The sequence below is a fragment of the Pseudomonas sp. LB1P83 genome, from assembly GCF_054897885.1.
The window spans coordinates 148,309-173,775 of sequence record NZ_CM142709.1 but is presented as its reverse complement, the minus strand read 5'-3'; the positions used below and the strand labels follow the sequence as shown (position 1 = coordinate 173,775).

Annotated in this window: 23 protein-coding genes; 10 read left to right on the top strand and 13 right to left on the bottom strand. The window is 58.9% G+C overall.

The features are described from left to right. Window positions 1–47 precede the first annotated feature (47 nt). Together tsaE and ACYZTY_RS00700 are read right to left on the bottom strand one after the other, a co-directional pair. Complete coding sequence (gene tsaE, locus ACYZTY_RS00705) at window positions 48–518, bottom strand: tRNA (adenosine(37)-N6)-threonylcarbamoyltransferase complex ATPase subunit type 1 TsaE (protein ID WP_461956893.1); 471 nt, start codon at window positions 516–518, stop codon at window positions 48–50. Next, window positions 506–2,005: an NAD(P)H-hydrate dehydratase gene (locus ACYZTY_RS00700; protein ID WP_461956892.1), complete on the bottom strand. Its 1,500-nt coding sequence runs from the start codon at window positions 2,003–2,005 to the stop codon at window positions 506–508. Before ACYZTY_RS00700 ends, tsaE begins: the two co-directional genes overlap by 13 nt. A gap of 63 nt (window positions 2,006–2,068) precedes the next feature. Between ACYZTY_RS00700 and queG the strand changes: the two genes are divergently transcribed. Beyond that, window positions 2,069–3,145 carry a tRNA epoxyqueuosine(34) reductase QueG gene (gene queG, locus ACYZTY_RS00695; protein WP_461956891.1) on the top strand — a complete coding sequence of 359 codons (1,077 nt, stop codon included), beginning with the start codon at window positions 2,069–2,071 and terminating at the stop codon, window positions 3,143–3,145. A gap of 8 nt (window positions 3,146–3,153) precedes the next feature. On the opposite strand, the gene ACYZTY_RS00690 is transcribed toward queG, so the two are convergent. The 3 genes from ACYZTY_RS00690 to orn form a co-directional block, all read right to left on the bottom strand. After that, window positions 3,154–4,203, bottom strand: coding sequence for a Fic family protein (locus tag ACYZTY_RS00690; RefSeq protein WP_461956890.1), 1,050 nt, complete (start codon window positions 4,201–4,203; stop codon window positions 3,154–3,156). A 166-nt stretch (window positions 4,204–4,369) separates the two neighbouring features. Next, the gene (locus ACYZTY_RS00685) at window positions 4,370–4,981 is read right to left on the bottom strand and encodes a trimeric intracellular cation channel family protein (protein WP_461956889.1); all 612 of its coding nucleotides are present in this window, start codon (window positions 4,979–4,981) and stop codon (window positions 4,370–4,372) included. Window positions 4,982–5,159: 178 nt separating this feature from the next. Then, complete coding sequence (gene orn / locus ACYZTY_RS00680; RefSeq protein ID WP_046056848.1) at window positions 5,160–5,702, bottom strand: oligoribonuclease; 543 nt, start codon at window positions 5,700–5,702, stop codon at window positions 5,160–5,162. A 107-nt stretch (window positions 5,703–5,809) separates the two neighbouring features. On the opposite strand from orn, the gene rsgA reads away from it, so the two are divergent. The 4 genes from rsgA to ACYZTY_RS00660 all read left to right on the top strand — a co-directional run bounded on the left by rsgA (window position 5,810) and on the right by ACYZTY_RS00660 (window position 8,909). Continuing rightward, window positions 5,810–6,841 carry a small ribosomal subunit biogenesis GTPase RsgA gene (rsgA, locus tag ACYZTY_RS00675; RefSeq protein WP_461956888.1) on the top strand — a complete coding sequence of 344 codons (1,032 nt, stop codon included), beginning with the start codon at window positions 5,810–5,812 and terminating at the stop codon, window positions 6,839–6,841. Window positions 6,842–7,053: 212 nt separating this feature from the next. Continuing rightward, on the top strand, window positions 7,054–7,461 hold the full coding sequence (locus tag ACYZTY_RS00670; RefSeq protein WP_461956887.1) for a TIR domain-containing protein: 408 nt from the start codon (window positions 7,054–7,056) through the stop codon (window positions 7,459–7,461). A 3-nt stretch (window positions 7,462–7,464) separates the two neighbouring features. Beyond that, window positions 7,465–8,424, top strand: coding sequence for a caspase family protein (locus tag ACYZTY_RS00665; RefSeq protein WP_461956886.1), 960 nt, complete (start codon window positions 7,465–7,467; stop codon window positions 8,422–8,424). Further along, window positions 8,424–8,909 (top strand): toll/interleukin-1 receptor domain-containing protein, encoded by a 486-nt coding sequence (locus ACYZTY_RS00660; protein ID WP_461956885.1) that lies wholly within the window; start codon window positions 8,424–8,426, stop codon window positions 8,907–8,909. Before ACYZTY_RS00665 ends, ACYZTY_RS00660 begins: the two co-directional genes overlap by 1 nt. 155 nt (window positions 8,910–9,064) lie before the next feature. Here ACYZTY_RS00660 and ACYZTY_RS00655 read toward each other — a convergent pair whose 3' ends face one another. The 4 genes from ACYZTY_RS00655 to motA form a co-directional block, all read right to left on the bottom strand. Then, a complete protein-coding gene (locus ACYZTY_RS00655) occupies window positions 9,065–9,736 on the bottom strand; it encodes a hypothetical protein (protein ID WP_461956884.1) in 672 nt (223 codons plus the stop codon). Window positions 9,737–9,819: 83 nt separating this feature from the next. Then, entirely contained in the window at window positions 9,820–10,977 is a 1,158-nt protein-coding gene (locus ACYZTY_RS00650) for a hypothetical protein (RefSeq protein ID WP_461956883.1), read from the bottom strand. A gap of 294 nt (window positions 10,978–11,271) precedes the next feature. Further along, the gene (gene motB, locus ACYZTY_RS00645) at window positions 11,272–12,300 is read right to left on the bottom strand and encodes a flagellar motor protein MotB (protein WP_461956882.1); all 1,029 of its coding nucleotides are present in this window, start codon (window positions 12,298–12,300) and stop codon (window positions 11,272–11,274) included. A gap of 3 nt (window positions 12,301–12,303) precedes the next feature. Beyond that, complete coding sequence (gene motA, locus ACYZTY_RS00640) at window positions 12,304–13,155, bottom strand: flagellar motor stator protein MotA (protein ID WP_461956881.1); 852 nt, start codon at window positions 13,153–13,155, stop codon at window positions 12,304–12,306. 166 nt (window positions 13,156–13,321) lie between these two features. Here motA and ACYZTY_RS00635 point away from each other — a divergent pair, with 166 nt between their 5' ends. Genes ACYZTY_RS00635 through asd form a run of 3 tightly spaced genes read left to right on the top strand, consistent with a single transcriptional unit; the run spans window position 13,322 to window position 16,598 of the window. After that, window positions 13,322–14,860, top strand: coding sequence for an HDOD domain-containing protein (locus tag ACYZTY_RS00635; RefSeq protein WP_461956880.1), 1,539 nt, complete (start codon window positions 13,322–13,324; stop codon window positions 14,858–14,860). A gap of 43 nt (window positions 14,861–14,903) precedes the next feature. Then, entirely contained in the window at window positions 14,904–15,719 is an 816-nt protein-coding gene (locus ACYZTY_RS00630; protein ID WP_461956879.1) for a rhodanese-like domain-containing protein, read from the top strand. A gap of 18 nt (window positions 15,720–15,737) precedes the next feature. Continuing rightward, window positions 15,738–16,598 carry an archaetidylserine decarboxylase gene (gene asd, locus ACYZTY_RS00625; RefSeq protein ID WP_027922000.1) on the top strand — a complete coding sequence of 287 codons (861 nt, stop codon included), beginning with the start codon at window positions 15,738–15,740 and terminating at the stop codon, window positions 16,596–16,598. A 57-nt stretch (window positions 16,599–16,655) separates the two neighbouring features. Here asd and ACYZTY_RS00620 read toward each other — a convergent pair whose 3' ends face one another. Then, a complete protein-coding gene (locus ACYZTY_RS00620) occupies window positions 16,656–17,057 on the bottom strand; it encodes a lectin OAA family protein (RefSeq protein WP_094469425.1) in 402 nt (133 codons plus the stop codon). A gap of 197 nt (window positions 17,058–17,254) precedes the next feature. On the opposite strand from ACYZTY_RS00620, the gene ACYZTY_RS00615 reads away from it, so the two are divergent. Then, window positions 17,255–19,033: a molecular chaperone gene (locus ACYZTY_RS00615; protein WP_461956878.1), complete on the top strand. Its 1,779-nt coding sequence runs from the start codon at window positions 17,255–17,257 to the stop codon at window positions 19,031–19,033. Between the two features lie 167 nt (window positions 19,034–19,200). On the opposite strand, the gene serB is transcribed toward ACYZTY_RS00615, so the two are convergent. Beyond that, entirely contained in the window at window positions 19,201–20,415 is a 1,215-nt protein-coding gene (gene serB / locus ACYZTY_RS00610; protein WP_427629814.1) for a phosphoserine phosphatase SerB, read from the bottom strand. A gap of 135 nt (window positions 20,416–20,550) precedes the next feature. Between serB and ACYZTY_RS00605 the strand changes: the two genes are divergently transcribed. After that, entirely contained in the window at window positions 20,551–22,083 is a 1,533-nt protein-coding gene (locus tag ACYZTY_RS00605) for an AhpA/YtjB family protein (RefSeq protein ID WP_461956877.1), read from the top strand. A 221-nt stretch (window positions 22,084–22,304) separates the two neighbouring features. On the opposite strand, the gene ACYZTY_RS00600 is transcribed toward ACYZTY_RS00605, so the two are convergent. Together ACYZTY_RS00600 and parC are read right to left on the bottom strand one after the other, a co-directional pair. Next, window positions 22,305–23,018 (bottom strand): PqiC family protein, encoded by a 714-nt coding sequence (locus tag ACYZTY_RS00600; protein WP_461956876.1) that lies wholly within the window; start codon window positions 23,016–23,018, stop codon window positions 22,305–22,307. Between the two features lie 176 nt (window positions 23,019–23,194). Next, window positions 23,195–25,462: a DNA topoisomerase IV subunit A gene (gene parC, locus ACYZTY_RS00595; protein WP_461956875.1), complete on the bottom strand. Its 2,268-nt coding sequence runs from the start codon at window positions 25,460–25,462 to the stop codon at window positions 23,195–23,197. Window positions 25,463–25,467: the final 5 nt, after the last annotated feature.

The following is a 25,467-nucleotide window of genomic DNA, read 5'->3' as shown; positions in this document are numbered from 1 at the left end:
CCTACGGCAGCTACCATCGCGCGAAAGCGCATACCTGACCCCATCATTTAATTGGTTTCCAATGCCAAAGCGGCACACCAGGACTCGCCGCGCGAGCCTTGGGACAAAATTTTCAGCGAACGCCCGCTGTCTTGCGGGGTAATGGTAATGGTCAGGTCGGGCTTTGGCAAAAAGCCTGCACCCTTCTGGGGCCATTCGATCAGGCACAACGCGTCGTCTTCGAAGTAGTCACGAATCCCGAGGTACTCCAGTTCTTCCGGATCGACCAGTCGATACAGATCGAAGTGGAAGGCCCGAACGTCGCCGATCTCGTAAGGCTCAACCAGGGTGAACGTCGGGCTCTTGACCGCCCCGACATGCCCCAGACCACGGATGATGCCCCGCGACAGCGTGGTTTTCCCCGCCCCCAGATCACCTTCAAGAAAAATAAGACCGTGCCCTTGGGTGGTTTGCGCGATGCGTGCGCCAAATGCGGTCATCGCCTCTTCATCGGCCAGGTACAGGTTTACTTCAGACACGGTGCTTGCTCCTCCAACAACTGACGAATGGCTGGGATCAGATCACTGGCCGCCAGCCCACGGCCCGATTTACCTTCTTGCGCGCCGGCATTGGCGTGCAGCCAGACCGCCAGGCAGGCCGCGTCGAACGCGTTCATGCCTTGGGCCAGCAAAGCGCCGACCAGGCCGGCCAACACATCACCCAAACCGGCGGTGGCCATGGCCGGATGGCCCTGATGACACAACGACAGGCGCCCATCGGGGCTGGCGATGAGACTGCCGGCGCCCTTGAGAATCACGATAGCTGTATATTTTTTGCTCAATGCGTGAGCGGCCGCCGGGCGATCCGCCTGAACCTCGGCGGTGCTGATCCCCAGCAACCGCGCGGCTTCACCGGGATGTGGCGTGATCACGCAGTCCTTGGGCAAACTCACGTAATTTGAAGCCAGCAAATTCAACGCATCGGCGTCCCAGACTTGCGGCAGCGGCGCATTGGCCGCCGCCGACAATAGACTGCGCCCCCAGGCAGCCTGCCCCAGGCCCGGACCAACCACCAGTACGGAAACCTTTTGAAGCAATCCCATCAGCTGATTGGCCGACGAAGTCCCCAGCACCATCGCTTCAGGGATTCTCGCCAGCGCCGCCGGCACATGCTCACTGCGCGTGGCCACGGACACCATGCCCGCACCACCTCGCAGGGCACTTTGTGCGCTCAGCAGAATGGCGCCGCCAAAACCGCGATCACCGCCGATCAGCAATACATGGCCGAATTTGCCTTTATGGGCGATTGGCGCGCGGCCTGCCAGACGCGGCAAGTTGCCAGCGGTCAGGCGCAGAGCATCAATGTCGACCCCGTTAAACGACTCGGGTGAGGCCTGCAGATCGTTGAACACCAGCTCGCCAACCACATCCGCAGCGTCGCCCGTGAACATCCCCAATTTCAAGCCAATGAAAGTAACTGTCAGATCAGCTCGAACGGCCGCACCGAGCAAACGCCCCGTATCGGCACACAAGCCCGAAGGGATATCCACCGCCGCCACCGGCAGGCCACTGGCATTGATCGCCGCGATCACACTGGCGTAGGGCTCTCGCACCTCACCCGTCAAACCGGTGCCGAGCAGGGCGTCCAGTACGATACCGCGCAACTCTGACTGCATCGCGAAGGTTTGAACCGCGACGCCTTCGGACACCGCCTCGGCATGGGCCAGTGCTGCATCCCCCTGCAAACGCTGAGGATCACCAGCCGCCAACACCCGCACATGCCAACCGGCACGCCGGGCCAGCACTGCCACCAGATAACCGTCGCCCGCGTTATTGCCGTGACCGGCCACCACGCTCAATTCATTCGCCGACGGCCACTGACGGACCAGCGCACGCCAGGTCGCTCGCGCTGCGCGCTGCATCAATTCGAAGCCCGGCATTCCGGCCGCGATCAGGTTCGCATCGAGGGCTCGCACGTGCGCGGCGCTGTACAGCGCGTCGGGTAAATCATCTTTAGTGTGCGGCATGCGTCTTCGGGCTCCGATGTCTGGCAGAATTATACGCACCTCAGCTCCGGTTTCTCTCGCCTCATGCCCGCTATTACCACAGACCTGCCCGCCCTCGCCCAATCCATCAAGGACTGGGGCCGCGAGCTGGGCTTTCAGCAAGTCGGCATCAGCGGCCTGGACCTCGCCGAGCATGAGCAGCACCTGGAGCGCTGGCTGGCGGCCGGTTACCACGGCGAAATGGAGTACATGGGCGCCCACGGCAGCAAACGCTCGCACCCGGAAGAACTGGTCCCCGGTACGTTGCGCGTAGTGTCCCTGCGCATGGACTACCTGCCCGGCGATACCCAAATGGCGCAATTGCTGGCCCAACCGGAAAAAGCCTACGTATCGCGTTATGCCTTGGGCCGCGATTACCACAAACTGATCCGTAAACGTGTGCAACAACTGGCAGAAAAGATTCAGGCAGTCATCGGGCCGTTCGGTTACCGCGCCTTCGTCGACAGCGCGCCAGTACTGGAAAAAGCCATCGCAGAGAAGGCCGGCCTGGGCTGGATCGGCAAAAACACCCTGGTCTTGAATCGCAAGGCCGGCAGTTACTTCTTCCTCAGCGAGCTCTTTGTTGATCTGCCGCTGCCGGTCGATCCACCGCACACCACCGAACATTGCGGCCGCTGCACCGCGTGCCTGGACATTTGCCCGACCAACGCCTTCGTCGGCCCGTACGTGCTGGACGCCCGGCGCTGCATTTCCTACCTGACCATCGAACTGAAAAGCGCGATCCCCGAAGACTTGCGCCCGCTGATCGGCAATCGGGTGTTCGGTTGCGATGACTGCCAGATCGTCTGCCCGTGGAACCGCTTCGCCCGCCCGTCCGGCGAAAGCGACTTCAAGCCACGGCATAACCTGGACAATGCCGAACTGGCGGAGCTGTTCATGTGGGATGAGGACAAGTTCCTCAGCAGCACCGAAGGCTCACCGCTGCGCCGCGCCGGTTACGAGCGCTGGCTGCGCAATCTGGCGGTGGGGTTGGGGAACGCGCCGTCGAGCATTCCGGTGCTGGAAGCGTTGAAGTCTCGCCGCGAACATCCATCGGAACTAGTGCGAGAACACGTCGAGTGGGCGTTGAAGCAACATGAGCAGCGCGCTGGCAGCCACTAAACTCGCCTTTAGCGATGCAAGTTTATCCACTTGGCACTGCGCCCCTTCCCTGTCGACTCAATTAACCCTTCGGCTTTCAATGAACGCAAAACCATACGTACAGTGTCACGACTCACGCCCGGGCAAGCTTCTTCAAGCTCAGTAATGGAAAACGGTAGGGAGCGCTTCAACGCTTCAACTCGAACTCGATCGCTTTTGCCTCCATGGCGCTTATCGATCTTACCGACACGCTCCTCAAACTCCTTGTAAGCGCGAAGTAGCGCACCCCAGAAATAGTTGAGCCATGGCTGAACATCGTGTCTGCCTTCATGCCAACCTTGAGAGCTGACCTCAAGTGTTTCGTAATAGCTTTCCTTTGACTCCTCGAAGATCCGCTCAAGGCTTATGAAACGGCCCACGCGATAATCAAACTGGTAAAGCAACAATAAGGTAAGCAGTCGAGCCACGCGCCCGTTGCCATCTGAGAAGGGGTGGATGCAGAGAAAGTCGAGAATACTCAGCGGGACCAATACGAGCGGGTCTGCCAGATTTTGATCCAATGCTTTTCGGTACTGCATGACCATATCGACCATTACAATGGGTGTCAGATGTGCCGCAACCGGTTGAAAGCGGATGCGTGAACTACCGTCCGGATGGCGCTCGATGATGTCATTGTTCGTTGCTTTCCACTCCCCGCCATCCTGCGGTAAATAGCGATAAAGCATGCCGTGCAACTGCCGAATGACGCCCTCGGAGAATGGCATCCCCTCAGCCGCTTCATGGATAAGAGAAAGCGCATCGCGGTACCCCGCGACTTCTTGCTCGGAGCGACTTTTCGGGTCGGCATTTTTGATAATCAACGACTTCAAACGACTTGGCGAAACAACCACTCCCTCCAATCGGTTCGATGACTCTGTAGACTCGATGACTGCAAGCTGCTTCAGGTCCTGGAGAATTTCTGGGGACTGGGAAACGAACAATTGTTGCTTGCCCCGGTACTCCCCGAGAGCCCGCAACGTCGCGACCTGCAGTCCGTCGTAGCGAAGCGTTGCGAGAAATTCGGGAGTGAGTGATCGCATTTATGTTTTTACCTGCCAAATAGGGTAATTCAAAGCTAAATAGGGTAACTAAATAGCTAATTACCCTATTTAGGAGCTTTTTACCCTATTTTCTCCGAGCAACCTAAGAGACTTCCTCGACAGGATATTTCGAAGATCTCCCTATCCGTCCATGCACCCACTGAAATCAAGCTTCGTCGTTATAAACGAACTTCGGCATTTCCCAGTGGAAACGAATCGCCAACAACCGCAGCAAGAAACCGCCAAACAGCGTGATCAGAATCGCCTGTTCGCCGGGTAATTGCAGGTAGATACAGAGCATGTAGCACCACGCCGCGGCGAACGAGACGCTGGCGTAGAGCTCGCGGCGGAAGATCAGCGGGATGTCGTTACAGAAGATGTCCCGCAGGATGCCGCCGAACACCCCGGTGATCACGCCGCTGACGGAAGCCACCAGCATGCCGTGGCCCATTTCCAGGGCGGTCATGCAGCCGATCAGGGTGAATGCCACCAGACCCACGGCGTCGAGCACCAGAAACAGCGAGCGCAGGTGGCGCATCCAGCGCGCAGTGAAGACGGTAAACATCGCCGCGATCGAGGTCAGCACCAGGTATTCCGGGTGTTTGACCCACGTCAGCGGATAGTGACCGAGCAGCACGTCACGCACCGAACCGCCCCCGAGCGCCGTGATGCACGCGATCAGCACCACACCAAACCAGTCCATGCCGCGACGACCGGCAGACAGGGCACCGGTCATGGCTTCGGCGGTGATGGCGATCAGGTAAAGCATCAGCAACATGGTGGCGGTCCTTGCAGAAAGGCGCGCAGTCTAGCCATTTAGTCGCGGCACCAAAAGAGGGCGTTCACGCAGATAGGCCGCGTCGCTCCCTTCGCGGGCAAGCCTCGCTCCTACAGGTACTCGACTATCAGTAGGAGCGAGGCTTGCCCGCGAAGGCGCCGGAACAAACACCACCGAATCAGAACTTGATGAAATGCTTGCGGTAGTGCTGCAGCTCGGCGATGGATTCGCGGATGTCGTCCAGGGCAAGGTGGGTGCTGCCCTTCTTGAAGCTGTCGCGCACGTCCGGCGCCCAGCGTGCGGCCAGCTCTTTAAGGGTCGACACGTCGAGGTTGCGGTAGTGGAAGAAGCTTTCCAGGGATTTCATGTGGGTATAAAGGAAGCGGCGGTCCTGGCAGATGCTGTTGCCACAGATCGGCGACTTGCCCTTCGGTACCCATTGTTCCAGGAAGGCGATGGTTTGTGCTTCGGCTTCGGCCATGCTGATGCGGCTGTCGCGCACTCGTTGGGTCAGGCCCGAACCGCCGTGTTGACGGGTGTTCCACTCGTCCATGCCGGCGAGGATCTCATCGCTGTGATGGATCGCGATCACCGGCCCTTCGGCCAAGGTGTTCAGGTCACTGTCGGTGACGATGGTGGCCATTTCGATGATGACGTCGGTATCAGGGTTCAGACCGGTCATTTCCAGGTCGATCCAGATCAGGTTCTGCGGATTTTGCATGTGTCGGCTCCTAGGCAATGCTGCGCAGTTTAGCCTAGGACGGCGCCCGGGCGTGCTAAACTCGCGGCCGTTTTACCTAATCGCTGCATTCTTGATACGGAACACCCATGGCCAAACGCCAACTCAATCGTCGTCAAAACTGGCGCATCGAAAAGATTCAGGGCGAACGCGCAGCCCGCGCCGCCAAACGCGAGTCCTCGGCTGTCGAGGCACTTGAGGGTGGCGACCTGGGTCCGGAACAGACCGGCCTGGTGATCGCGCACTTCGGTGTGCAGGTCGAAGTCGAAGCGCTCGATGGCGATTTGGCCGGCGAGGTGTTCCGCTGTCACTTGCGCGCCAACCTGCCTGCGCTGGTGACCGGCGATCAGGTGGTCTGGCGTGCTGGCAACCAGGGCATCGGTGTGATCGTGGCGCAACTGCCGCGTAAAACCGAACTCTGCCGTCCGGACAGCCGTGGTCAGCTCAAACCCGTAGCCGCCAACGTCGACATGATTGTCATCGTCTTCGCCCCGCTGCCCGAGCCTCACGCGAACCTGATCGACCGTTACCTGGTTGCAGCCGAGCACGCAGGGATTCGTCCGCTGCTGCTGCTCAACAAGTTCGACCTGATCGACGAGCAGAATGCCCCCGCACTGAACGCCTTGCTGGCGGTTTACCGCACGCTGGGTTACCCGGTGCTGGAAGTCTCGGCGCACCACGGCAACGGCATGGAGCAACTGCAGAAGCAGCTGGACGGACGCATCAGCGTATTCGTCGGCCAGTCCGGCGTCGGCAAATCCTCGCTGGTCAACAGCCTGCTGCCGGAAGTCGAAGCCCGTGTCGGTCCGTTGTCCGAGCTGTCCGGCCAGGGCACCCACACCACCACGACCGCGCGGTTATTCCACTTTCCCGGTGGCGGTGAGTTGATCGACTCCCCGGGTATCCGCGAATTCGGCCTGGGCCACGTCAGCCGCGCCGACGTCGAAGCCGGTTTCATCGAGTTCAACGACCTGATCGGCACCTGCCGCTTCCGCGACTGCAAGCACGATCGCGAGCCGGGCTGCGCCCTGCTCAAGGCACTGGAAGAAGGTCGCGTGCAGCAGCAACGGATGAACAGCTACCGCTCGATCATCGCCAGCCTGCCGGAAACCAGCTACTAAACAGACACTCCAGCCGCTCCGATGCAGACGGAGCGGCGGGTTGTTCGTTGCGCCTTGCAAATCCCCCCACCGATTAAACGTCAGACACCCCTGTAGGACATTTGCGTGCCTGCTTGAAGGACCCGTCTCTTTAACCGGACAGGCCTTGTTGCGGCCATCCAAGTGCATACATTCAAGCCCTCTTCGCATTCCGGCGATACCGAGGGATATCCATGCAAACCTATCATTTGTTCATCAGCCACTCGTGGAACTACTCCGATGCCCACGACAATCTGGTGAGACTGCTGACCGCGCATCCAACGTTCACCTTCAAGAATTTCTCCGTACCTCCGCATAACCCGATCATCGGTGCCCAGACCGACAAACAGCTGGAGGAAGCCATCGAAAACAAGATCAGGCCTTGCTCGGCGGTCCTGATCATGGCGGGCATGTATTCCACGTACAGCAAGTGGATCAACAAGGAAATCGAGATCGCCCGGCGCATGGGCAAGGTGATCATTGCGGTCAAACCCTTTGGTGCGGAGCGGATTTCTACCGTTGTGCGCCGGGCAGCACATGCTGAGTGCGCCTGGAACACCAACAGCATCATCAGTGCCATTCGCACTCACGCGGCGGGCTGAACCATGCGCAAAGGATTGTTCATCGGGATCAACAACTACAGCCATGTTTCCCAATTGAGTGGCTGCAACAACGACGCAATGGCCATGGCCTCGGTGCTGAAAACCGACGCCGACGGGGACCCGAATTTCAAGAATATCGTGCTGACCTCAGCCGAAGACCACTTAGGCCGCGAGGTGCTCGAACGCCACATCCAGGATTTGTTTTCCGGGGACTGTGATGTGGCCCTGTTGTATTTCGCCGGCCACGGCAATTTCGACACCGATACCGACGAAGGCATGCTGCTGCCCCAGGACTACAAGTCGGCCAAGGACGGGATCCGGCTCAGTGACATTCTGAACTGGGCCACCAAAGCGACGAAAATCAAAAACAAAGTCATCATTCTCGATTGCTGTCAGGGCGGCGCTGCCGGGGAAATGCGGGCCTTGCGTAGCGAAAGCAGTGTGATCGGCGAGGGCATGACCATTCTCACGGCCTGTAAAAAAGAACAACCGGCAATGGAAGGTTCAGGTCACGGCGTCTTCACCGGGCTGCTGCTTCAGGCATTGCACGGTGGCGCCGCCAATATTCTGGGGAAAATCACCCCCGGCAGCCTTTATTCCTTCGTCGACAACGCGCTCGATGCCTGGGAACAGCGGCCGGTATTCAAGACCAATGTGTCGCAGTTCATTTCATTGCGTGAGGTCTCACCACTGATCCCCAAGGAAATACTGCGCAAGCTCCCCGACTGGTTCGCCGAGGCAGAATCGGTGTTTGCGCTCGACCCCAGCTACGAACCCACCGAAACATCCTTCGACCCGGACCACGGCGAAGTTTTCGCCCAGCTGCAAAAGTGCAACCGACACAGCCTGATCGAACCGGTGGACGCCGAGCACATGTATTACGCCGCCCTGAGTTCCACCGGCTGCCGCCTCACCGCCCTCGGCGCCTATTACCGCGAACTCGCGATCAAGGGACATTTCTGATGCCAGTATTTATCAGCTACCGCCACACCGACCGCGCCCAGGCAATGGTCATCAATGCGCGCCTGAAACAGGCGAACATCAAAACCTATCTCGACGTGCTGGATCCCGAATCGCAGACCACGGATGACATCACTGGCGTTATCACCCGCAATATCACTGACTGCACGCACTTGCTAGCTGTAGTTTCGGAGAAAACCGCACAGTCCTGGTGGGTGCCGTTCGAAATCGGTGAGGCGACCTTCAGCAATCGCCGGATCTGTTCCTACAAGATCGGCCCCAGCGCACTGCCACTCTACCTCGACAAATGGCCGAAATTGAGCAGCGACTCGGACCTCAATTTTTTCATTGATGCCTATCGCGATGAAGCGGTATCCAAACGCTCGGTCATTCTGGATTCGATCAATGAATCCACACGCAAAATCTATAAACAGAATGCCGATCTGTTCCACGACCAGCTCAAAAACCGGATTCGTCGCGGCTACTGAAATGTCTCGTCCTGAAAAGGTTCACACCTTCTGGCTTTGTATTAGGAGGGTGCAATGGATACGGTCTCAAACCTGGGTTGCAGAGCCCTTTTAAAGGCCACATTACAGATTTTTCGCACGGTATCATCACTGGTGATACCGTGCGAAAAAGTGAATTAATTGAGGCTGAAGGCTTGTTGAATGATCTTGATAATGCGGCCGCCATCCACCCCTTTATAACCCTGAGGGTTTGACGCAAGCTCAGCGGGCACTTGGCTGAGAAATGACGTCAAATCGAGCGTCACTCGCTCAGGAAGCTTGATCATGCCCTCCGTAAGACCTACAGAAAGCATGATCACATCTTTGAAGTGTTTATTGATATCACGACTGTCCACTCGAACACCGCTATCGATCTGCGCCTTCTTGTTAAGCCAGGCATGGGCTTTTAGCGGAATTAGCCTGTCAGCCCCTATATGACTGATGTCCTGGGTGTGGTCGACGCCAGCCAAGAGAAAGTTGTAATACTCATCATCGAGAATGATCGCAGAAAGGCTTGCGGCTTGCTCTTCTACGGGAATTTTGGTCATTCGAGCCGCCTCTTCGTGCTCCAGGCCATCTGGCACACGAGAAAAAAGTTCGATCTGAACCGGAAAGGATTTGTCCTGAGGATCCTGGAAGCGATAGAACACAGGAGAGTCTCCTGCGCTGTCACCATTTTGCCGAACTTCATATCCGCCGTCCTTGATGAACTTCCAGAACTGCCCTACGAATTCACGATTGAGGGCCTCAACAATTAGTACGACATCCAAATCCTTGGTGGCTCGAAATGGTTCATCCAGAAGTTCCATGGAAATGGATGCTGCCACCCCACCAATCAGAACGTAGCTACCTTGGTAGTCTTTGAATTACTCTCTAAACCGATCGATACCCACTACCATTTCACGCTCTCCATCATTTCATCCAAACACATTTGCACCCGGTCATCATGCTCATCCCTGAGACTCAGATAGAGAGAAAATGGGTCTACTGTCCCAGTGACTGTGTTGCAATGCGGAGGCTCATAGCTCCAAAACTGGATGCAGCATGCTGCATGGTTTTGCGGCACTTCATAATAGGGAGATGTTGTCTCAAATTTCGATTTGACCGTCTTTGATATAGAGCCCCACACACCGAAATCTTCCCCATATGCCGCATTCATTTTCCGGTGCTGATCGGAATGAGCGAGCTCTCGAATGTGATCGAACTGCGCAGTCGTCATTGCAAAACCAGGTACTTTTGGACCTGCAAGAAGGCTTAACTCTGCCAGGGCCGCCTCACCCGCAAGCAGCATTGGGATGTCAAACGCCTCAGGAACTGCATTTAACCAAAGCGTTTTTTTGACCGGCGTACGCATGCAGTCTTTCGCCATTTCCCAAGTCTCCTTCGGAGACAAGTGAAAAAGAATCGTGGCTTCACCCATTCCCTTTCCAGACTGAACGATATCCAGATCAGTCAGCTCTTTGATGGCTCTGGTAATGGTCATTTTCGCGTAGGTAAAGGACTTCTCGAAGGTAGAGCGAGCGATCAGTAGCCGGTGCTGCCACCCTTTAATCAAGAAATGAATAAGCATGGATTGGGTGGCGGGGCTCAGAACCTGAGGCTTTTCCAGGCGCTGCCTGTAGTATTCACGCAAATCCATTCCAAATGCCGGAAGGTAAAGCTGGTTTCCGGGCACGATGAATTGGACGCCCTTCTCGACCAGTCGCTTTCTGTCATAGCTCGGGAGCGTGTCTGTGACGAAAATCATGAGGTCGCCGGTTTCGGGCGACTTCCTGAGCGCCTGAAGGTTGTTGATTGCCTGCATATGCTTGGCGATATCCGCAACGCTAGCTTCCCGCTGTGGACGTTCCTTGAGGATGAGGCACCTGGCGCCCAAGATTTCCGTGACGAAAAATTCGTATCGATCACGTAGCGCATACGGAAGGATTTTGACGTGTTCCCACGGCTTTAAGCGCAGCTTCAGGCCAAGCACGCTCTCTACATAGACCTTGAGCTCGATCAGGTCACCACGTTCTTGCAAGTCGTGGTCGTAGCGGGTGGAATCAACCATATTCATTCTCCCGTATCACAATTTCATCACGGTATCAGAAGCCATGATAGCGTGCAAAATTCCTGATATTCCTCGTGAGCTCTGATGCGGACCCTTTTGACGCAAGATAAAATTAATGGCCAGGGAGTGATTGACCGCCGCGGCAGGAATGACAGTTACCTACCCTGCGATTCAGATTTTTAAAGTCCTAGCCAATCTCGGTATAAAGCCATTATTTTTGTTACTGCCAGCGTCAGTCCCATGCCAGTGAACAGATACAAAAAAGCCGCGATCATCTCGCGGCTTTTTAGTGGGTCACTGCTTCGGCGGTTCCGCCGGTTTCGGTGCCGGGTCTTCGAAGATATTCAAACGCTCGCGAAGCTCATGGGCCGGCAGCGGTTGTTTATCCGCCGGCAATGCGTTTGGATCGACTGGCGTGGCCGGCACTTCGCCCGGACCACCCTGCCCTTGCGCTGGCGCAGGAGCCGGTTCAGCACCTTGCGAACCTTCGATGGCGCGCTGGGCCTTCTTGGTCAACACCACAATGTCGATCCGGCGGTTGACCGGGTTGAACGGGTTCTCGCGGTCGAACAGCGCCGACGAGGCATAACCGACCACCCGTGCCACTTGCTGATCCGGGTAGCTGCCGGCGACCAGCGCACGGCGGGCGGCGTTGGCACGGTTGGCCGAGAGTTCCCAGTTGCCGAAATCACCGGTGCCCGAGTACGGCTTGGCATCGGTGTGGCCGCTGATGCTGATCTTGTTCGGCACCGCTTTGATGGTGTCGGCCATGGCCAGCAGGATGTCTTCGAAATACGGTTTCAGACGCGCTGAGCCTGAGTCGAACATCGGCCGGTTTTCCGCGTCCATGATCTGGATGCGCAAGCCGTCCTGAGTGATCTCGAACAGGATCTGGTCCTTGAATTTTTGCAGCTGCGGGTTTTCATCAACCTTGTTCTGCAATTCTTGCAGCAACAGTTCCAGGCGTTCTTTCTCAACCTGCTCGGCCATGCCTTCGACCTGCTCGGTGTCGACGGTGACGCGGTCCGGCTGCGGCTGAGACTTCACCTCGGGGTTGAGGGTGTTCTCCGGCGCCAGGGTCGGGGAGCCGCCCAGATCGATGATGTACGGCGTGCCACTTTCGGAAAAACCGACCGGGTCCTTGAAGTAACCGGCGATGGCGATCTTCTGTTCCGGCGTTGCGGTGGACAGCAGCCACAGCACCAGGAAGAACGCCATCATCGCCGTCGCGAAGTCAGCGAAGGCGATTTTCCAGGAGCCCCCGTGATGCCCGCCCGCGTATTTTTTTACGCGCTTGATGATTATCGGCTGGTTATTTTCCATGACTTAGCGACCGCGAACCGCTTGTTCCAGCTCAGCGAAGCTAGGACGGTGCGCCGGGTACAGAACCTTGCGGCCGAACTCCACCGCAAGCGATGGTGGCATGCCGGAAGCCGAAGCCACCAGCGAGGCCTTGATGGCTTCGTAGACGTTCAGTTCTTCCTTGGCTTCGTGGGCCAGGGCATGGGCCAGCGGGCCGAAGAAACCGTAGGCGGCGAGAATACCGAAGAAGGTACCCACCAGTGCCGCACCCACGTGGACGCCGATCATTTTCTGATCGCTTTCACCCAGGGAGGCCATGGTTACCACGATCCCCAATACGGCCGCGACGATACCGAAACCGGGCATGGCGTCGGCGATGCCGTTCACTGCGTGGGACGGGTGATCGAGGTCTTCCTTGAGGCTGGTCAGCTCCATGTCGAACAGGCCTTCGAGCTCATGGGGAGCCATGTTGCCGGAGGACATGATGCGCAGGTAATCGCAGATGTACGCGGTCATGCGGTCATCTTTCAGGACTGCCGGGTACTTGGCGAAGATCGGGCTGGCGGCGGCATCTTCGATGTCGCCTTCGATCGCCATCATGCCTTCGCGGCGGCTCTTGTTGAGGATCTCGTAAATCAGACCCAGCACTTCCAGATAGAACGTGTGGCTGAAGCGCGAGCTGAACATTCCCAAGGCTTTCTTGAGAACGTGCTTGAACATATGACCAGGGTTGGCCTGCAGGAATGCACCGAGGGCCGCGCCCCCGATAATCAACACCTCGAAAGGCTGGATCAGGGCGGCAATCTTGCCGTGGGAGAGCACGTATCCGCCGAGCACGCTCGCGAATACGACGATGATGCCGATTAATTTAGCCATAGGTAGGAGAGCACTTACTGAGTCGGGTTCAAGGTCATATTCGGAAGTTAAAAAATCTCTTCTTCTACTTATCGGCAAAACTGCGCCAGACTATAGCCAGTTCAAGCGAAAAGCTAATTTAGCCCTCTCCGGGCATAGGTAATGCAGACGATGATCACGTCCAACCATGGCTAACGAAACGAACATCCCAACCCCAAAACCGACCACGCTTGAAGGCTGGGTCAAGCTACTCGATGGCGTGCGCCTGCCGGTTCCGCAAGACAGTCACGACCGTGTCTGCAGGGCCCTCGCCGACAACCGCAGTTCACTTCGTGACATTGCCGAACTGTTGCAGGACAGCCCGGCCCTGGCCTTGAGCGTGATTCGCGAAGCCAATCGCCACACCCACGGCAGCATGACCGAGCCGGCGGAAAATCTTGAAGTGGCGATCAATCGCCTCGGGTTGAAGCGCACCGAAGAGTTGCTTGCCCGGTTGCCTGCCGAACCCCAATCACAGATACCGGTGGCTTTGCGTCAGTTGCAGATGATCAGCCAACATGCAACCCAACAGGCCAACGGCTTTTTCGCCGGTCGCCTGGCGCGGCTCTGGCAGGACATCCACTGGGGCAGCCTGCTGTTTCTCTCGCCGCTCTGGCCGATGGCGTTGACTCATCCGCAGTTGCTCGAAGAGTGGGAACTGCGGGTGATTCATAAAGGCGAGTCAGCGCGCAACGTCGAAAAGCAATTATTCGGCGTTCGCCTGCTCGACATCTGCCAGGCACTGGTGGATATCTGGCGTCTGCCGATCTGGGTTCAGCAAGGTTATCGACTGCTGCTCAACGAGCAGCGAGAACTGGTCAAAGTCCTGCGCATTGCCCGCGACAGCGAGCATCCCCTGCGTCAGCAAAACCGTCTCGATGACGATCCGACCCTGCGCCGCTGGCTCAATCAACCGGCCAATACTGTGCTGTTGGCCAATGGCCTGGCACTGTCGGCGCAAAAGGCCTGGGACAGTCCGCACAGCGAACGCTGGCAATACCTGACCAGCCTTTACCTGCAAATGCCGATGAGCGAAGTGCAGCAGCAACTGCACCAACAGGCCGTCAACAGCGCGCATCAGCACGCCATGCCGGACCTCTGGCACCCCGCCGTATCGCTGATCTGGCCATCGGGCGTGAACCGCATTCACGCCGGTTTGCTGCCGGCACCGGCGCCGACCACCGAAGACCTGACGGCCTGGCGTAAACAATGTGCCGAATTGCTGGTCGAGCCTAGCCGCTTCACCAATGCGATGCACTTGACCACCTCTGCCCGGGACGCTCTGGTCGCGTGCGGCATGCGTCGGGTAATGATTTTGATGGCCGACCGCACCCACGCCAATTTGCGTGCGCATCAAACGGCCGGGCTGGCGAAGGATGCAGCGGGTTTGAACCTGGCGGTCAGCCAGAGCACCGTGCTGCAACGTCTGCTCTCGCAACAGGCCCAAGTGCGATTGACCCCGGCCAACAACGCCCAGTTCTCGGCCTTGTTACCTGCCAGCCTGCGGGCGCAGTTTCGCGGCGAACACGTGCTGCTGCGCTCACTGGTCAATAATGGTCGGGTGATCATGGTTGTTGTAGCGGATCAGGGCGGCGGGCCGTTTTCGGAAATCACCGTGCAAGCCTTCGGCAAAACCGCGCAGTGCATTGAAAAGGCACTCCATAGCTTTAGCCAGCGCGGTCAATGAATGCTGCGCTACAATCCTCCCCTTTGTGCTCTGGAGACCTCACATGTCTGACTTCTCTGGCTTGGCGCTGGTCATCGAGCCGAGCGACCTGTTCCCTCGCCTTGAGTCCCGCGAACTGATTCTGGTGGACCTGACCAGCAGCGCCCGCTATGCCGAAGGGCATATTCCCGGTGCGCGCTTTGTCGACCCCAAACGTACGCAACTCGGTCAGGCGCCTGCGCCGGGCCTGATGCCGCCGCAAGCGGCGCTCGAAGCGTTGTTCGGTGAGCTGGGACACAACCCCGATGCGGTCTACGTGGTGTACGACGACGAAGGTGGCGGTTGGGCCGGGCGCTTTATCTGGCTGCTCGATGTCATCGGCCACCGCAATTACCACTATATAGACGGGGGTCTGACGGCGTGGCTGGCAGAAGGCATGCCCATGTCGATCCAGATCCCTGCCCACGTTGGCGGCCCGGTTGCGTTGACCCTGCATGACGAACCCACCGCCACCCGCGAATACCTGCAAAGTCGTCTCGGCGCCGCCGACCTGGCGGTATGGGACGCGCGCGGCCCGTTGGAGTACTCCGGCGAGAAAGTCCTTGCAGCCAAGGCCGGGCACATTCCCGGCGCGGTGAATTTCGAATGGACGGCCGGCATGGATAAGTCGCGCAACTTGCGCATCCGCACGGACATGCCGCAGATTCTCGAACAACTCGGCATCACCAAAGACAAAGAAGTCATTACCCACTGCCAGACTCACCATCGCTCTGGCTTCACCTATCTAGTGGCCAAATCCCTCGGTTATCCGCGGGTCAAAGGCTACGCCGGCTCCTGGGGCGAATGGGGCAACCACCCCGATACGCCCGTAGAGATTTAAGGTTTTTAAGGACAGTTAATGAATAAGCGTTTGTTTATCCTCAGCCAATACCTGCTGCCTCACCACTTGCTCTCGCGACTGGCCGGCTGCATTGCCGAATGCCGCGTGCGCTGGTTCAAGAACGCCTTTACCGCCTGGTTCGCCAAGCGTTACCAGGTGGACATGTCCCAGGCGCTGGTCGAAGACCTGACGGCTTACGAGCACTTCAACGCGTTCTTCACCCGCGCGCTGAAAGACGGTGCTCGCCCGCTCGATGAAACCCCGGGCGCGATTCTCAGCCCGGCCGACGGTGCGGTCAGCCAACTGGGCCCGATCGAACACGGCCGCGTATTCCAGGCCAAGGGCCACAGCTTCAGCGTGCTGGAATTGCTGGGCGGTGATGCCGCGAATGCTGCGCCGTTCATGGGCGGCGATTTCGCGACGATTTACCTGTCGCCAAAAGACTACCACCGCGTGCACATGCCACTGGCTGGCACCCTGCGTGAGATGGTCTACATCCCGGGCCGGATTTTCTCGGTCAACCAGACCACCGCCGAAAACGTGCCGGAACTGTTCGCCCGCAACGAACGTGTGGCGTGCATTTTCGACACCGAGCGCGGGCCGATGGCCGTGGTGCTGGTGGGCGCGATGATCGTGGCCTCGATTGAAACCGTGTGGGCCGGGCTGGTGACGCCGCCGAAACGCGAGCTGAAAACCTTCCGTTACGACGAAGCCGCCCGCGCGCCGATCCATCTGGAAAAAGGTGCGGAACTGGGTCGCTTCAAGCTGGGTTCGACTGCTGTCGTGCTGTTCGGGCCGGACCAGGTGAAATGGGCTGAAGAACTTGCGGCTGGTTCGCCAGTACAGATGGGCCAGGGCATGGGCTTGCCGAAAGCCTGACCTGGCTAATCCGCCCCGTCGAACGTCTTCGAAGGGGCGGACATTTCGGTAGCGCCGTTACTCTATCTGTCCACGAAAGCCGATCGGCCCTTCGTTGGCGTAGGTATTGGTGCCACTGAGGTTTTTCCCTCCGTCATTGGAGGTGACGCTCAACGCCACAACGTTCTGATTATCACGGCCGCCGATGACCCACTTGCCACCCGGATGCCATGGAGCGTCGTTGCCGCCCCACTGATTTTCCACGTTGTACTGGTTCTGGCCCGTGCGCTGAGCCTTGAAGCCAATGGGACCTTCACCCGCGTACGTCATGGTGCCGGTGAAGCTCTTGCCGCCATCTCCCGATTTGATCTCGATCGCGACCACGTTCTGGTTGTCCCGCGCGCCTAACGTCCAGTCTCCGCCCGGATGCCAAGGTGCCGAACTACCGCCCCATTGATTTGCCACTACGTATCTAGACATGAACCTCATCTCCTTGAAGTTACAAGAGACCTGCCCTGCGTAGGCAGCAGGCCGTACGACTGTGCGTATCCAGTCGCACGTGTGTCAGATTAGTAGTACACCCGAGCAGCACTCGGCTGACAGACAAACGGTCGACATCCACAGGTGCTACAGTCAGGTCATTCACTGCCCATTTCCCGGTTGGAGTTTTCCACGGCATGAATGAGACCAGTCCCCACCTGCTGCTACGCGCACCGATCCCGACGCAGCTGCGCCTGTCGTTCTGTGAACCGACGCCGCGCGACCTCAAGCGCTGGATCGCCAACCTGCCCAAAGCCAATATCGGCGAAACCGCTCGCCTGCTCTATCAAGGCTTGAGCGAACTCAACCAACTGCTCACCCCCAGCGACAATCGCCTGCAACTGCTCGAACTGTTGCGACCCGAGGTGTATTTCGTCTGCAAACACCTGGAGCGGCATTTCCTGCATCAGGCGATTGTGCTCGACGAGCGTTCGCGCAAGATCGCCAACCTTTGCCAGGCACTGCAAAGTCACCTGGCGATTGGCTACAAACAGATCGTCGTGCGTATTACCCCGCGCTTCAGCAAGGATCGAGCATCGCTGTTGACCCACGCACTGCAGCGGGCGATCAATTGCCTGAACGGCCCGCTGATTCGCTCTACTCAACTGTATTGCCCGGTACCGGAAGGCCTGTGGCTGGAATTGCACCAGCTGTATCGAATCGCCTGCGCACACAAACTCCAGCACCTGAGCCTGCGCGATGAGCTGGCCAGCGAGACGAAAACCCTGAGCATCGAACAGACCTACGTTTCGGCCCTGCTGCTCGGCGCCTCCCGCTGCAATCAACTGCGCCAGAACCAGATTGCCCGACTCGCCGAGGTGCTGGAGCCCTGGAGCCAATGGATCAAGTTGCAACCCGGCCAACTCGCCGGCGGATTGTTTGCCGTCGCGCCGGACCTCGACACCGGGCCGCGCTATCGTTCGAAGTTCAGGGCCGAGCAGCAGGACAGTTTGCTGGGGATTGATCCGCAGCCACTGGTCGCCGCCATCGAAGCGCATTTGCAAGGCACTATTGGCACACCGCCGCTGCCGGTACCGAGCGGGCTCAGCCTGGATACGTTGCAACACCTGCACGCCGCCTGGGGCCAGGCGGCCGAGCGCAGCTTTCAACGCACCGTCGGCCAAGGCACGTTGACCCTGTGCGTGGGCATGAGCGCGCTGCACTTCTATCTGGGCGGGGAACGTTCGTTCAGCGATATTCTGAAAAACCCTGGCACCCGGCTTGCGCAGTTCTCGGCAACGTCCCCGACAGGACGGGAGAGCGACCTATGGAGCAAGGCGTTCGACGCCGCTCCCCACGGCAACGCCGATGCCTTGCTGCCCTACGAAGAAATTGAATACCCGCACCTTCAGAACGACGACAGTCATGAGGCGGCCGATAGCAATCGGCATTTTCCGACATACGCCCTGCCAGTCATCAATCACAGTCCCGGCGGATATTGCCTGGCGTGGCCCAACGCGGTGCCCGCCGAGTTGCAGACTGGTGAGATGGTCGGCATTCAGGACTCCGCCAATCAGGGCTGGAGTATCGCGGTGGTTCGCTGGATTCGTCAGGTGCGTGGCGGTGGTACGCAAATGGGTATCGAACAGGTCGCGCCTTACGCCGAGCCGTGCGGGCTGCAACTGGTGCGAGCGCGGGACGATCACAGTCAGTATTTACGTGGCCTGTTGTTGCCGGAAATCAGCGCCATCGACCTGCCCGCTACGTTGCTCGCACCGCGCCTGCCCTTTCAGGAAGGCAGCAAAGTGCTGATCAACACCAACGGCCAGGAACGCCGGGCCGGGCTGGATCGGCGGGTGGCGAGCACCAACAGCTTTAATCAGTTTGCTTACCGCTCGCTGGAGGCGGCCAGGAACGACAACACCGCAGTGAGCGGCGTTGAGGAGGATTTTGATTCGTTGTGGAAGTCGCTTTGAGGGAGACGCAGATCCATGTGGCGAGGGGGCTTGTCGGACCGCCGCACCGCCCCGTTGGGCTGCGAAGCGGCCCCTGCGGCCCTCTGGCAGACCGAGTTATCTGGTTTTACGACTGCTGCGCAGCCGAACGGGGGTAAACCCCCTCGCCACAGGGGCCCGGCCAGCCTTCAGAGCTGCCCGTCACGATCCCGAAAGCCCAGCAGATACAGCACGCCATCCAGCCCAAGGGTGGAAATCGCCTGCTTCGCCGACTGCTTCACCAGCGGTTTGGCCCGGAACGCCACGCCCAGACCGGCAATCGCCAGCATCGGTAAATCGTTGGCACCGTCGCCGACCGCAATGGTCTGTTCCAGCCGCAAACCTTCCTTATGCGCCAGTTCTTTCAGCAGATCTGCCTTGCGCTGTGCATCGACAATCGGCTCAACCGCCACGCCGGTAACCTTGCCGTCGACCACTTCCAGTTCGTTGGCAAACACGTAGTCGATGCCCAACTTGGCCTGCAATTGCTTGGCGAAGTAGGTAAAGCCACCCGATAGGATTGCCGTCTTGTAGCCCAGACGCTTGAGTTCGGCAAACAGGGTTTCGGCGCCTTCAGTCAGACGCAACGAAGCGCCGATCGAGTCCAGCACGCTGACGTCCAGCCCCTTGAGCAAAGCCAGGCGTTCTTTGAAGCTCGCACGGAAATCCAGTTCACCGGCCATCGCCCGCTCGGTGATCTCAGACACCTGATCGCCCACACCCGCCGCCTTGGCCAGTTCGTCGATGACTTCGGCCTCGATCAGCGTCGAGTCCATGTCAAACACCGCCAGGCGGCGGTTACGGCGGAACAGCGAATCTTCCTGGAAGGCGATGTCGACGTTCAATTCCTGGGCGACGCTGAGAAACTCGGCCCGTAGCGCCTGCGGATCAGCCGCTTCGCCACGCACGGAAAACTCGATGCAGCCCTTGCCTTGGTCGGCCGGGGTGTCCAGCGGCATACGCCCGGACAAGCGATCAATGTGATCAATGTTCAGGCCATATTTGGCGGTGATCGAGCTCACGGCCTGCAATTGCCCGGCGGTCACTTTGCGGGTCAATAGCGTCACGATGTGGCGTTTTTTGCCCTGGTTGCCGACCCACTGTTGGTAATCCTCTTCGGACACCGGCGTGAAACGCACCTGCTGATCGAGCTCGTATCCCTTGAACAGGATGTCCTTGAGCACCGACTTGCCTTGCTCGGTATCAGGAATTTCAACCAGGATGCCGAACGACAGGGTGTCGTGGATCACCGCCTGACCGATGTCGAGAATGTTCACACCACCCTGGGCCAGAACGCCGGTAATGGCCGCAGTCAGACCCGGACGGTCGACTCCCGTGATGTTTATCAGGACGATTTCGCGCAAGGCGCACCCCCGCAAGTGGAAAAAAACCGCATTCTACCCACTTTCAGTGACCATCGGGCACCGTCAGCGCTTTGCCGGTCTAGGGCCTGTCGCTATACTGCGCGTCAACTTCACGGACAAAAGAGCCGAGCTCAAGTGAACCGGCCCACGCCAGTAAAAACCGATAACTTCTTTCTGCTGATCTTCCGTGCACTGCGCCACCGCCGTGTACCGATTGCATTGCGCATCGCCAGCCATAACGTGATCCTGGTCGCTCTGGCCCTGGTGATCTACGCCTGCGTGATGGGTTTGCAATTCAAGCAGGCCATGCACGAGCAGGCCGATGCGCTGGGCGAAAGCCTGACCACGCAGACCGCCACGTCCGCCACTGAGCTGTTGGTGTCCAACGACATCCTCAGCCTCAACGTGCTGCTCAACAACCTGACCAAAAACAAGTTGGTGGCTCACGCCGCCATCTATAGCGTCGATAACCGCATCCTCGCCGAAGCCGGTCAGCGTCCCAAGCACAGCCTGTTGGGCGAAGCCGAAGGCATGTACCAGAGCAAGATCACGTTCCAGGACGTGACCGCCGGGCAACTGCGCATCAGCCTGGACATGGATCAATTCCAGCAGCCGATGACCATCAGCCTGCAAAGCATGGGCATTTTGAGTGCGATTCTGCTGGCCCTGTCCCTGGCCTTGAGCCTGCGTCTGGGTCGGCACATCTCCACGCCGTTGCTGCAACTGCGTGTTTGGCTGCGCAATATCGACGAATACACTCCGGCCACCGAGCGCCAGGATGAGATCGGCGACCTGGCCCGTCAGCTGCACGCCAATTTCGCGCCGGAGCCGGCCGAGCCGGAACCCGTGCCTGAGCCGGAATACGACGAAAGCGAATACGACAACGCCGACGATAACGAGCCGACCTTCGAAGTGCGCAACCTGCGTGATCCGAGCTTTGACGAAACCAAGCCTGTGGCCGGCCTCAAGCCTGCGCCGCGGCGCAGTGTCAGCACCGTTGAAGACGACGATGACGACGATGCATTTGCCGACTTGCGTGATGAATCGGCCGACGTTGCGCCTAAGCCGGTAGCAAAACCGGTGATCTCGAACGTGCCACAGCACAGCGCGGTCCTGGCCGTGCAATTGGGTGCTCAGGATCAACTGCGTCGCTTGCCACGTACTCGTCTGGAAGAACTGCTGAAACGCTATCGCGATTGCCTCGATCAGGCCGCGTCGCTCTATGAGGGCGAACTGCATAGCCTGAACGATGGCAGCACGCTGATGGTCTTCCACACCGAAGACAGCGGCGACGACTACCTGACCAACGCGATCTGCTGCGGTGAGCTGTTGCGAGCGCTGGGTCATCAATTGCAGATCGAAGTCGCGGACAGCGGCATCACCCTGCAATTGCAGCTGGGCCTGACGCTGGGCGACGAGTTGTTCGGGTTGAGCCAGATCGACCTGCTGCTGACCGAAACGGCTCAGGATGCCCTGGCCCTGTCGCAACACAGCCGCAACCTGCTGCTGGTGGAGCGCAAGATCAGTGACGACGCGCTGATCCGCCAGCGTGCGCGGATCCGGCCGATTGCCAGCCCTGAGGGTGCTTGCTGTGTTGAGCGGTTGATGGAGCCTTATCCGTCGATGCTGGAACGGCAACTGGCGCGGATGCATGAGCGTCGGGCGTAAGCCCTGATGTAAAGAAGCCCGCAGACGAGTGATTGTCTGCGGGCTTTTTTGTTGCCTTTCCGGGCCTCTTCGCGGGCAAGCCTCGCTCCTACAGGAGACTCGTAATCCTTGTAGGAGCGAGGCTTGCCCGCGAAGAGGCCAGTCCAGCCACCGAAGGTTTCCAACCCGCAGAAACAACAAAGCCCGCATCACTGCGGGCTTTGTGTTGAATCAATCCAGGCTTAGAACCTGAACACTTCCATATCGGTGCGGATCGGCGAAGCCATCGGGATCTTTGGCTGCTTTTCCTGTTCAGCCGCAGGGGCAACAGGCTTGGCGGCCGGTTTCTTTGGCGCTTCTGCAATCGGTGGCTGATTAGCCAGCGGCTTGAGCGCTACCGACAACTGCTCGGCCAGACGCTGCAGCAACACACCCTGTGCCTGAACCTGAGCCGCCGTACCGCCTGCGTGCTGTTCCTGCAGGTGAATGATGCGGTTATCGCGAACCTGGCCACGACGGTCGATCAGACGCCATTGCGCATCCAGGATCGCCGGTTGCGATTCGCCCGAGTCCAGGCGAGTAATCGTCATCAGCACCTGAACATCCGGCGTGAAGCCGGCAGTCGCAGGCGCCAGCACAACGCGCTGGCTGTCCAGATGACCCGCTACCTGACGCAGCAATAGCTGATCGATGTCGGAAGACAAGCTACCCGCCCACCGACCGTCAAGCGATGCCTGCAGGCTGCCATCGGGCTGTCGCTGCAACAAGGTTTCGCGTTGCAGGTAATCCGCAACCGTTACCGGGCCCAGCAAAACCGCCATGCCCGCGCTTTGCGCAGGCTGAGCCGGACTTCCGCTGTCCAGCTGATACAGCGACACCGGTTGGTGAACGCTGCAACCCGCCAGGCCAAGAACGCCGGCGAGCATCAAAATAAAAGGAAGGCGCAGAGCAGTCATCGTCCCATCCAGGTGGTTGCCACAAGGCTAACCACAGTGAAAATACTCAATAAATATGAAGAACGCTCGGCCACGCCGGCGCTTGAAAGGCCATATCATCCGTGAATATGCGTTCCGACTCCAGCGCCAATGCGTCGATCTACGCGTTAAATCGTAGATCGAGCGCTCTAGGACGCTTAATTGAGGTTTTCGACGAGCAGCGCATCGACACGCTGGAAGCCACGTGGCAGTTTGTTACCACGACGCCCACGCTCACCTTTGTAGTGTTCGAGGTCGTCCGCTTTCAGCGACAACGTACGTTTTCCGGCCTGCAGCACCAACGTGGCGCCATCCGGCAGTACGGCGATGTCTGTGACATATTCTTCGCGACTGGCCACACGCTCACCGTTGATCCCGATGATCTTGTTGCCTTTGCCCTTACCTAATTGTGGCAGATCACTGATCTTGAAGATCAGCAGGCGACCTTCGGTGGTCACCGAGGCCAGCCAATTGTTCTCGCGATCCGTTACCGGGCGCGGAAGAATGACCTTCGAGTTGTTCGGCAAACTCAACAGCGCCTTGCCGGCCTTGTTCTTGGCTTGCAGGTCTTCACCCTTGACCACGAAGCCGTAGCCGGCGTCGGAGGCGATCACGTACAGCGAATCGTCTTCCGGCATCAGCACGCATTCGAAGGTCGCCCCTGGCGGCGGCGTCAGACGGCCGGTCAGTGGTTCGCCCTGGCCACGGGCCGATGGCAGCGTGTGCGAAGGCACCGAATAGCTGCGACCGGTGGAGTCGATAAACACTGCGAACTGGTTGGAGCGACCCGGCGCCAAGGCCTTGAAACCATCTCCGGCCTTGTAGGAAAGGCCGGTGGCGTCGATCTCATGCCCCTTGGCAGAACGAACCCAGCCTTTTTCCGACAGCACGACAGTCACTTTCTCGTTCGGCAGCAGGTCGTGCTCGGTCAGGGCCTTGGCTTCGGTGCGCTCGACGATCGGCGAGCGACGGTCGTCGCCATAGGTTTCGGCGTCCTTGATCAGCTCGGTACGCACCAGTTTTTTCAGTTTGGTTTCGCTGCCCAGCAGGGCTTGCAGCTTGGCCTGTTCCTTGAGCAGTTCATCCTGCTCGGCGCGCAGCTTCATTTCTTCCAGTCGCGCCAACTGACGCAAACGGGTGTCGAGAATGTAGTCGGCCTGGATTTCGCTCAGGGCAAAACGTGCGATCAGCGCGGCTTTCGGGTGTTCCTCGGTACGGATGATGTGAATCACTTCATCCAGGTTGAGGTAGGCAATCAGCAAACCGTCCAACAGGTGCAAGCGACGCTCGACCTTGTCCAGGCGGAATTGCAGACGACGCCGCACGGTGTTGACGCGGAACTCCAGCCACTCGACCAGCAACGCTCGCAGGTTTTTCAGCTGCGGCTTGCCGTCCAGGCCGATGATGTTGATGTTGACCCGGTAGCTCGACTCCAGCTCGGTGCTGGCAAACAGGTGTTGCATCAGCGCGTCGTGGTCAAAGTTCTTCCGCGCGCCCGGGATGATCACGATCCGGCACGGGTTTTCGTGGTCGGACTCGTCGCGCAGGTCAGCGATCTGCGGGGCTTTGGACGGCTTGGCCTGCATCATCGCCGCGATCTGTTCCAGCACTTTGGCGCCAGAGACCTGATGCGGCAGCGCGGTGACGATGATGTCGCCGTCTTCGATGTGGTACACGGCGCGCATACGCACCGAGCCTTTGCCGGTTTCGTACATTTTCAGCAGATCGGCGCGGGGGGTGATGATTTCCGCTTCCGTCGGGTAATCCGGGCCCTGGATGTGCTCACAGAGCTGTTCGACCGTGGCTTTGGGCTCATCGAGCAAACGCACGCACGCCGTCGCGACTTCGCGCAGGTTGTGCGGCGGTACGTCGGTGGCCATGCCCACGGCGATGCCGGTGGTGCCGTTGAGCAGGATGTTCGGCAAACGTGCAGGCAACACCAGCGGCTCGTCGAGCGTACCATCGAAGTTCGGGCCCCAGTCCGCGGTGCCCTGGCCCAGTTCGCTGAGCAGCACTTCGGAATAACGCGACAGCCGCGCCTCGGTGTAACGCATGGCAGCGAAGGACTTGGGATCATCCGGCGCACCCCAGTTACCCTGGCCGTCGACCAGCGTGTAGCGGTAGCTGAACGGCTGGGCCATCAGGACCATGGCTTCGTAGCAGGCCGAATCGCCGTGCGGGTGGAATTTACCGAGCACGTCACCGACGGTACGCGCCGACTTCTTGTGCTTGGAATCGGCGTCCAGCCCCAACTCGCTCATCGCATAGATGATGCGCCGCTGTACCGGTTTCAGGCCGTCGCCGATATGCGGCAAGGCACGGTCCATGATCACGTACATGGAGTAGTTGAGGTAGGCATTTTCGGTGAAGTCAGCCAGTGACCGGCGTTCTACACCGTCCAGGCTGAGATCAAGGGAGTCGCTCATGCGGG

Bases quoted from the DNA above. Each gene is read 5' to 3' on its own strand.
- asd (WP_027922000.1), top strand. From the start codon at position 15,738: ATGAATAAGCGTTTGTTTATCCTCAGCCAATACCTGCTGCCTCACCAC.
- ACYZTY_RS00620 (WP_094469425.1), bottom strand. From the start codon at position 17,057: ATGTCTAGATACGTAGTGGCAAATCAATGGGGCGGTAGTTCGGCACCT.
- ACYZTY_RS00660 (WP_461956885.1), top strand. From the start codon at position 8,424: ATGCCAGTATTTATCAGCTACCGCCACACCGACCGCGCCCAGGCAATG.
- ACYZTY_RS00630 (WP_461956879.1), top strand. From the start codon at position 14,904: ATGTCTGACTTCTCTGGCTTGGCGCTGGTCATCGAGCCGAGCGACCTG.
- queG (WP_461956891.1), top strand. From the start codon at position 2,069: ATGCCCGCTATTACCACAGACCTGCCCGCCCTCGCCCAATCCATCAAG.
- ACYZTY_RS00670 (WP_461956887.1), top strand. From the start codon at position 7,054: ATGCAAACCTATCATTTGTTCATCAGCCACTCGTGGAACTACTCCGAT.
- ACYZTY_RS00655 (WP_461956884.1), bottom strand. From the start codon at position 9,736: ATGGAACTTCTGGATGAACCATTTCGAGCCACCAAGGATTTGGATGTC.
- ACYZTY_RS00690 (WP_461956890.1), bottom strand. From the start codon at position 4,203: ATGCGATCACTCACTCCCGAATTTCTCGCAACGCTTCGCTACGACGGA.
- ACYZTY_RS00615 (WP_461956878.1), top strand. From the start codon at position 17,255: ATGAATGAGACCAGTCCCCACCTGCTGCTACGCGCACCGATCCCGACG.
- ACYZTY_RS00665 (WP_461956886.1), top strand. From the start codon at position 7,465: ATGCGCAAAGGATTGTTCATCGGGATCAACAACTACAGCCATGTTTCC.
- ACYZTY_RS00650 (WP_461956883.1), bottom strand. From the start codon at position 10,977: ATGGTTGATTCCACCCGCTACGACCACGACTTGCAAGAACGTGGTGAC.
- motA (WP_461956881.1), bottom strand. From the start codon at position 13,155: ATGGCTAAATTAATCGGCATCATCGTCGTATTCGCGAGCGTGCTCGGC.
- ACYZTY_RS00600 (WP_461956876.1), bottom strand. From the start codon at position 23,018: ATGACTGCTCTGCGCCTTCCTTTTATTTTGATGCTCGCCGGCGTTCTT.
- ACYZTY_RS00635 (WP_461956880.1), top strand. From the start codon at position 13,322: ATGGCTAACGAAACGAACATCCCAACCCCAAAACCGACCACGCTTGAA.
- motB (WP_461956882.1), bottom strand. From the start codon at position 12,300: ATGGAAAATAACCAGCCGATAATCATCAAGCGCGTAAAAAAATACGCG.
- rsgA (WP_461956888.1), top strand. From the start codon at position 5,810: ATGGCCAAACGCCAACTCAATCGTCGTCAAAACTGGCGCATCGAAAAG.
- ACYZTY_RS00700 (WP_461956892.1), bottom strand. From the start codon at position 2,005: ATGCCGCACACTAAAGATGATTTACCCGACGCGCTGTACAGCGCCGCG.
- ACYZTY_RS00685 (WP_461956889.1), bottom strand. From the start codon at position 4,981: ATGTTGCTGATGCTTTACCTGATCGCCATCACCGCCGAAGCCATGACC.
- orn (WP_046056848.1), bottom strand. From the start codon at position 5,702: ATGCAAAATCCGCAGAACCTGATCTGGATCGACCTGGAAATGACCGGT.
- parC (WP_461956875.1), bottom strand. From the start codon at position 25,462: ATGAGCGACTCCCTTGATCTCAGCCTGGACGGTGTAGAACGCCGGTCA.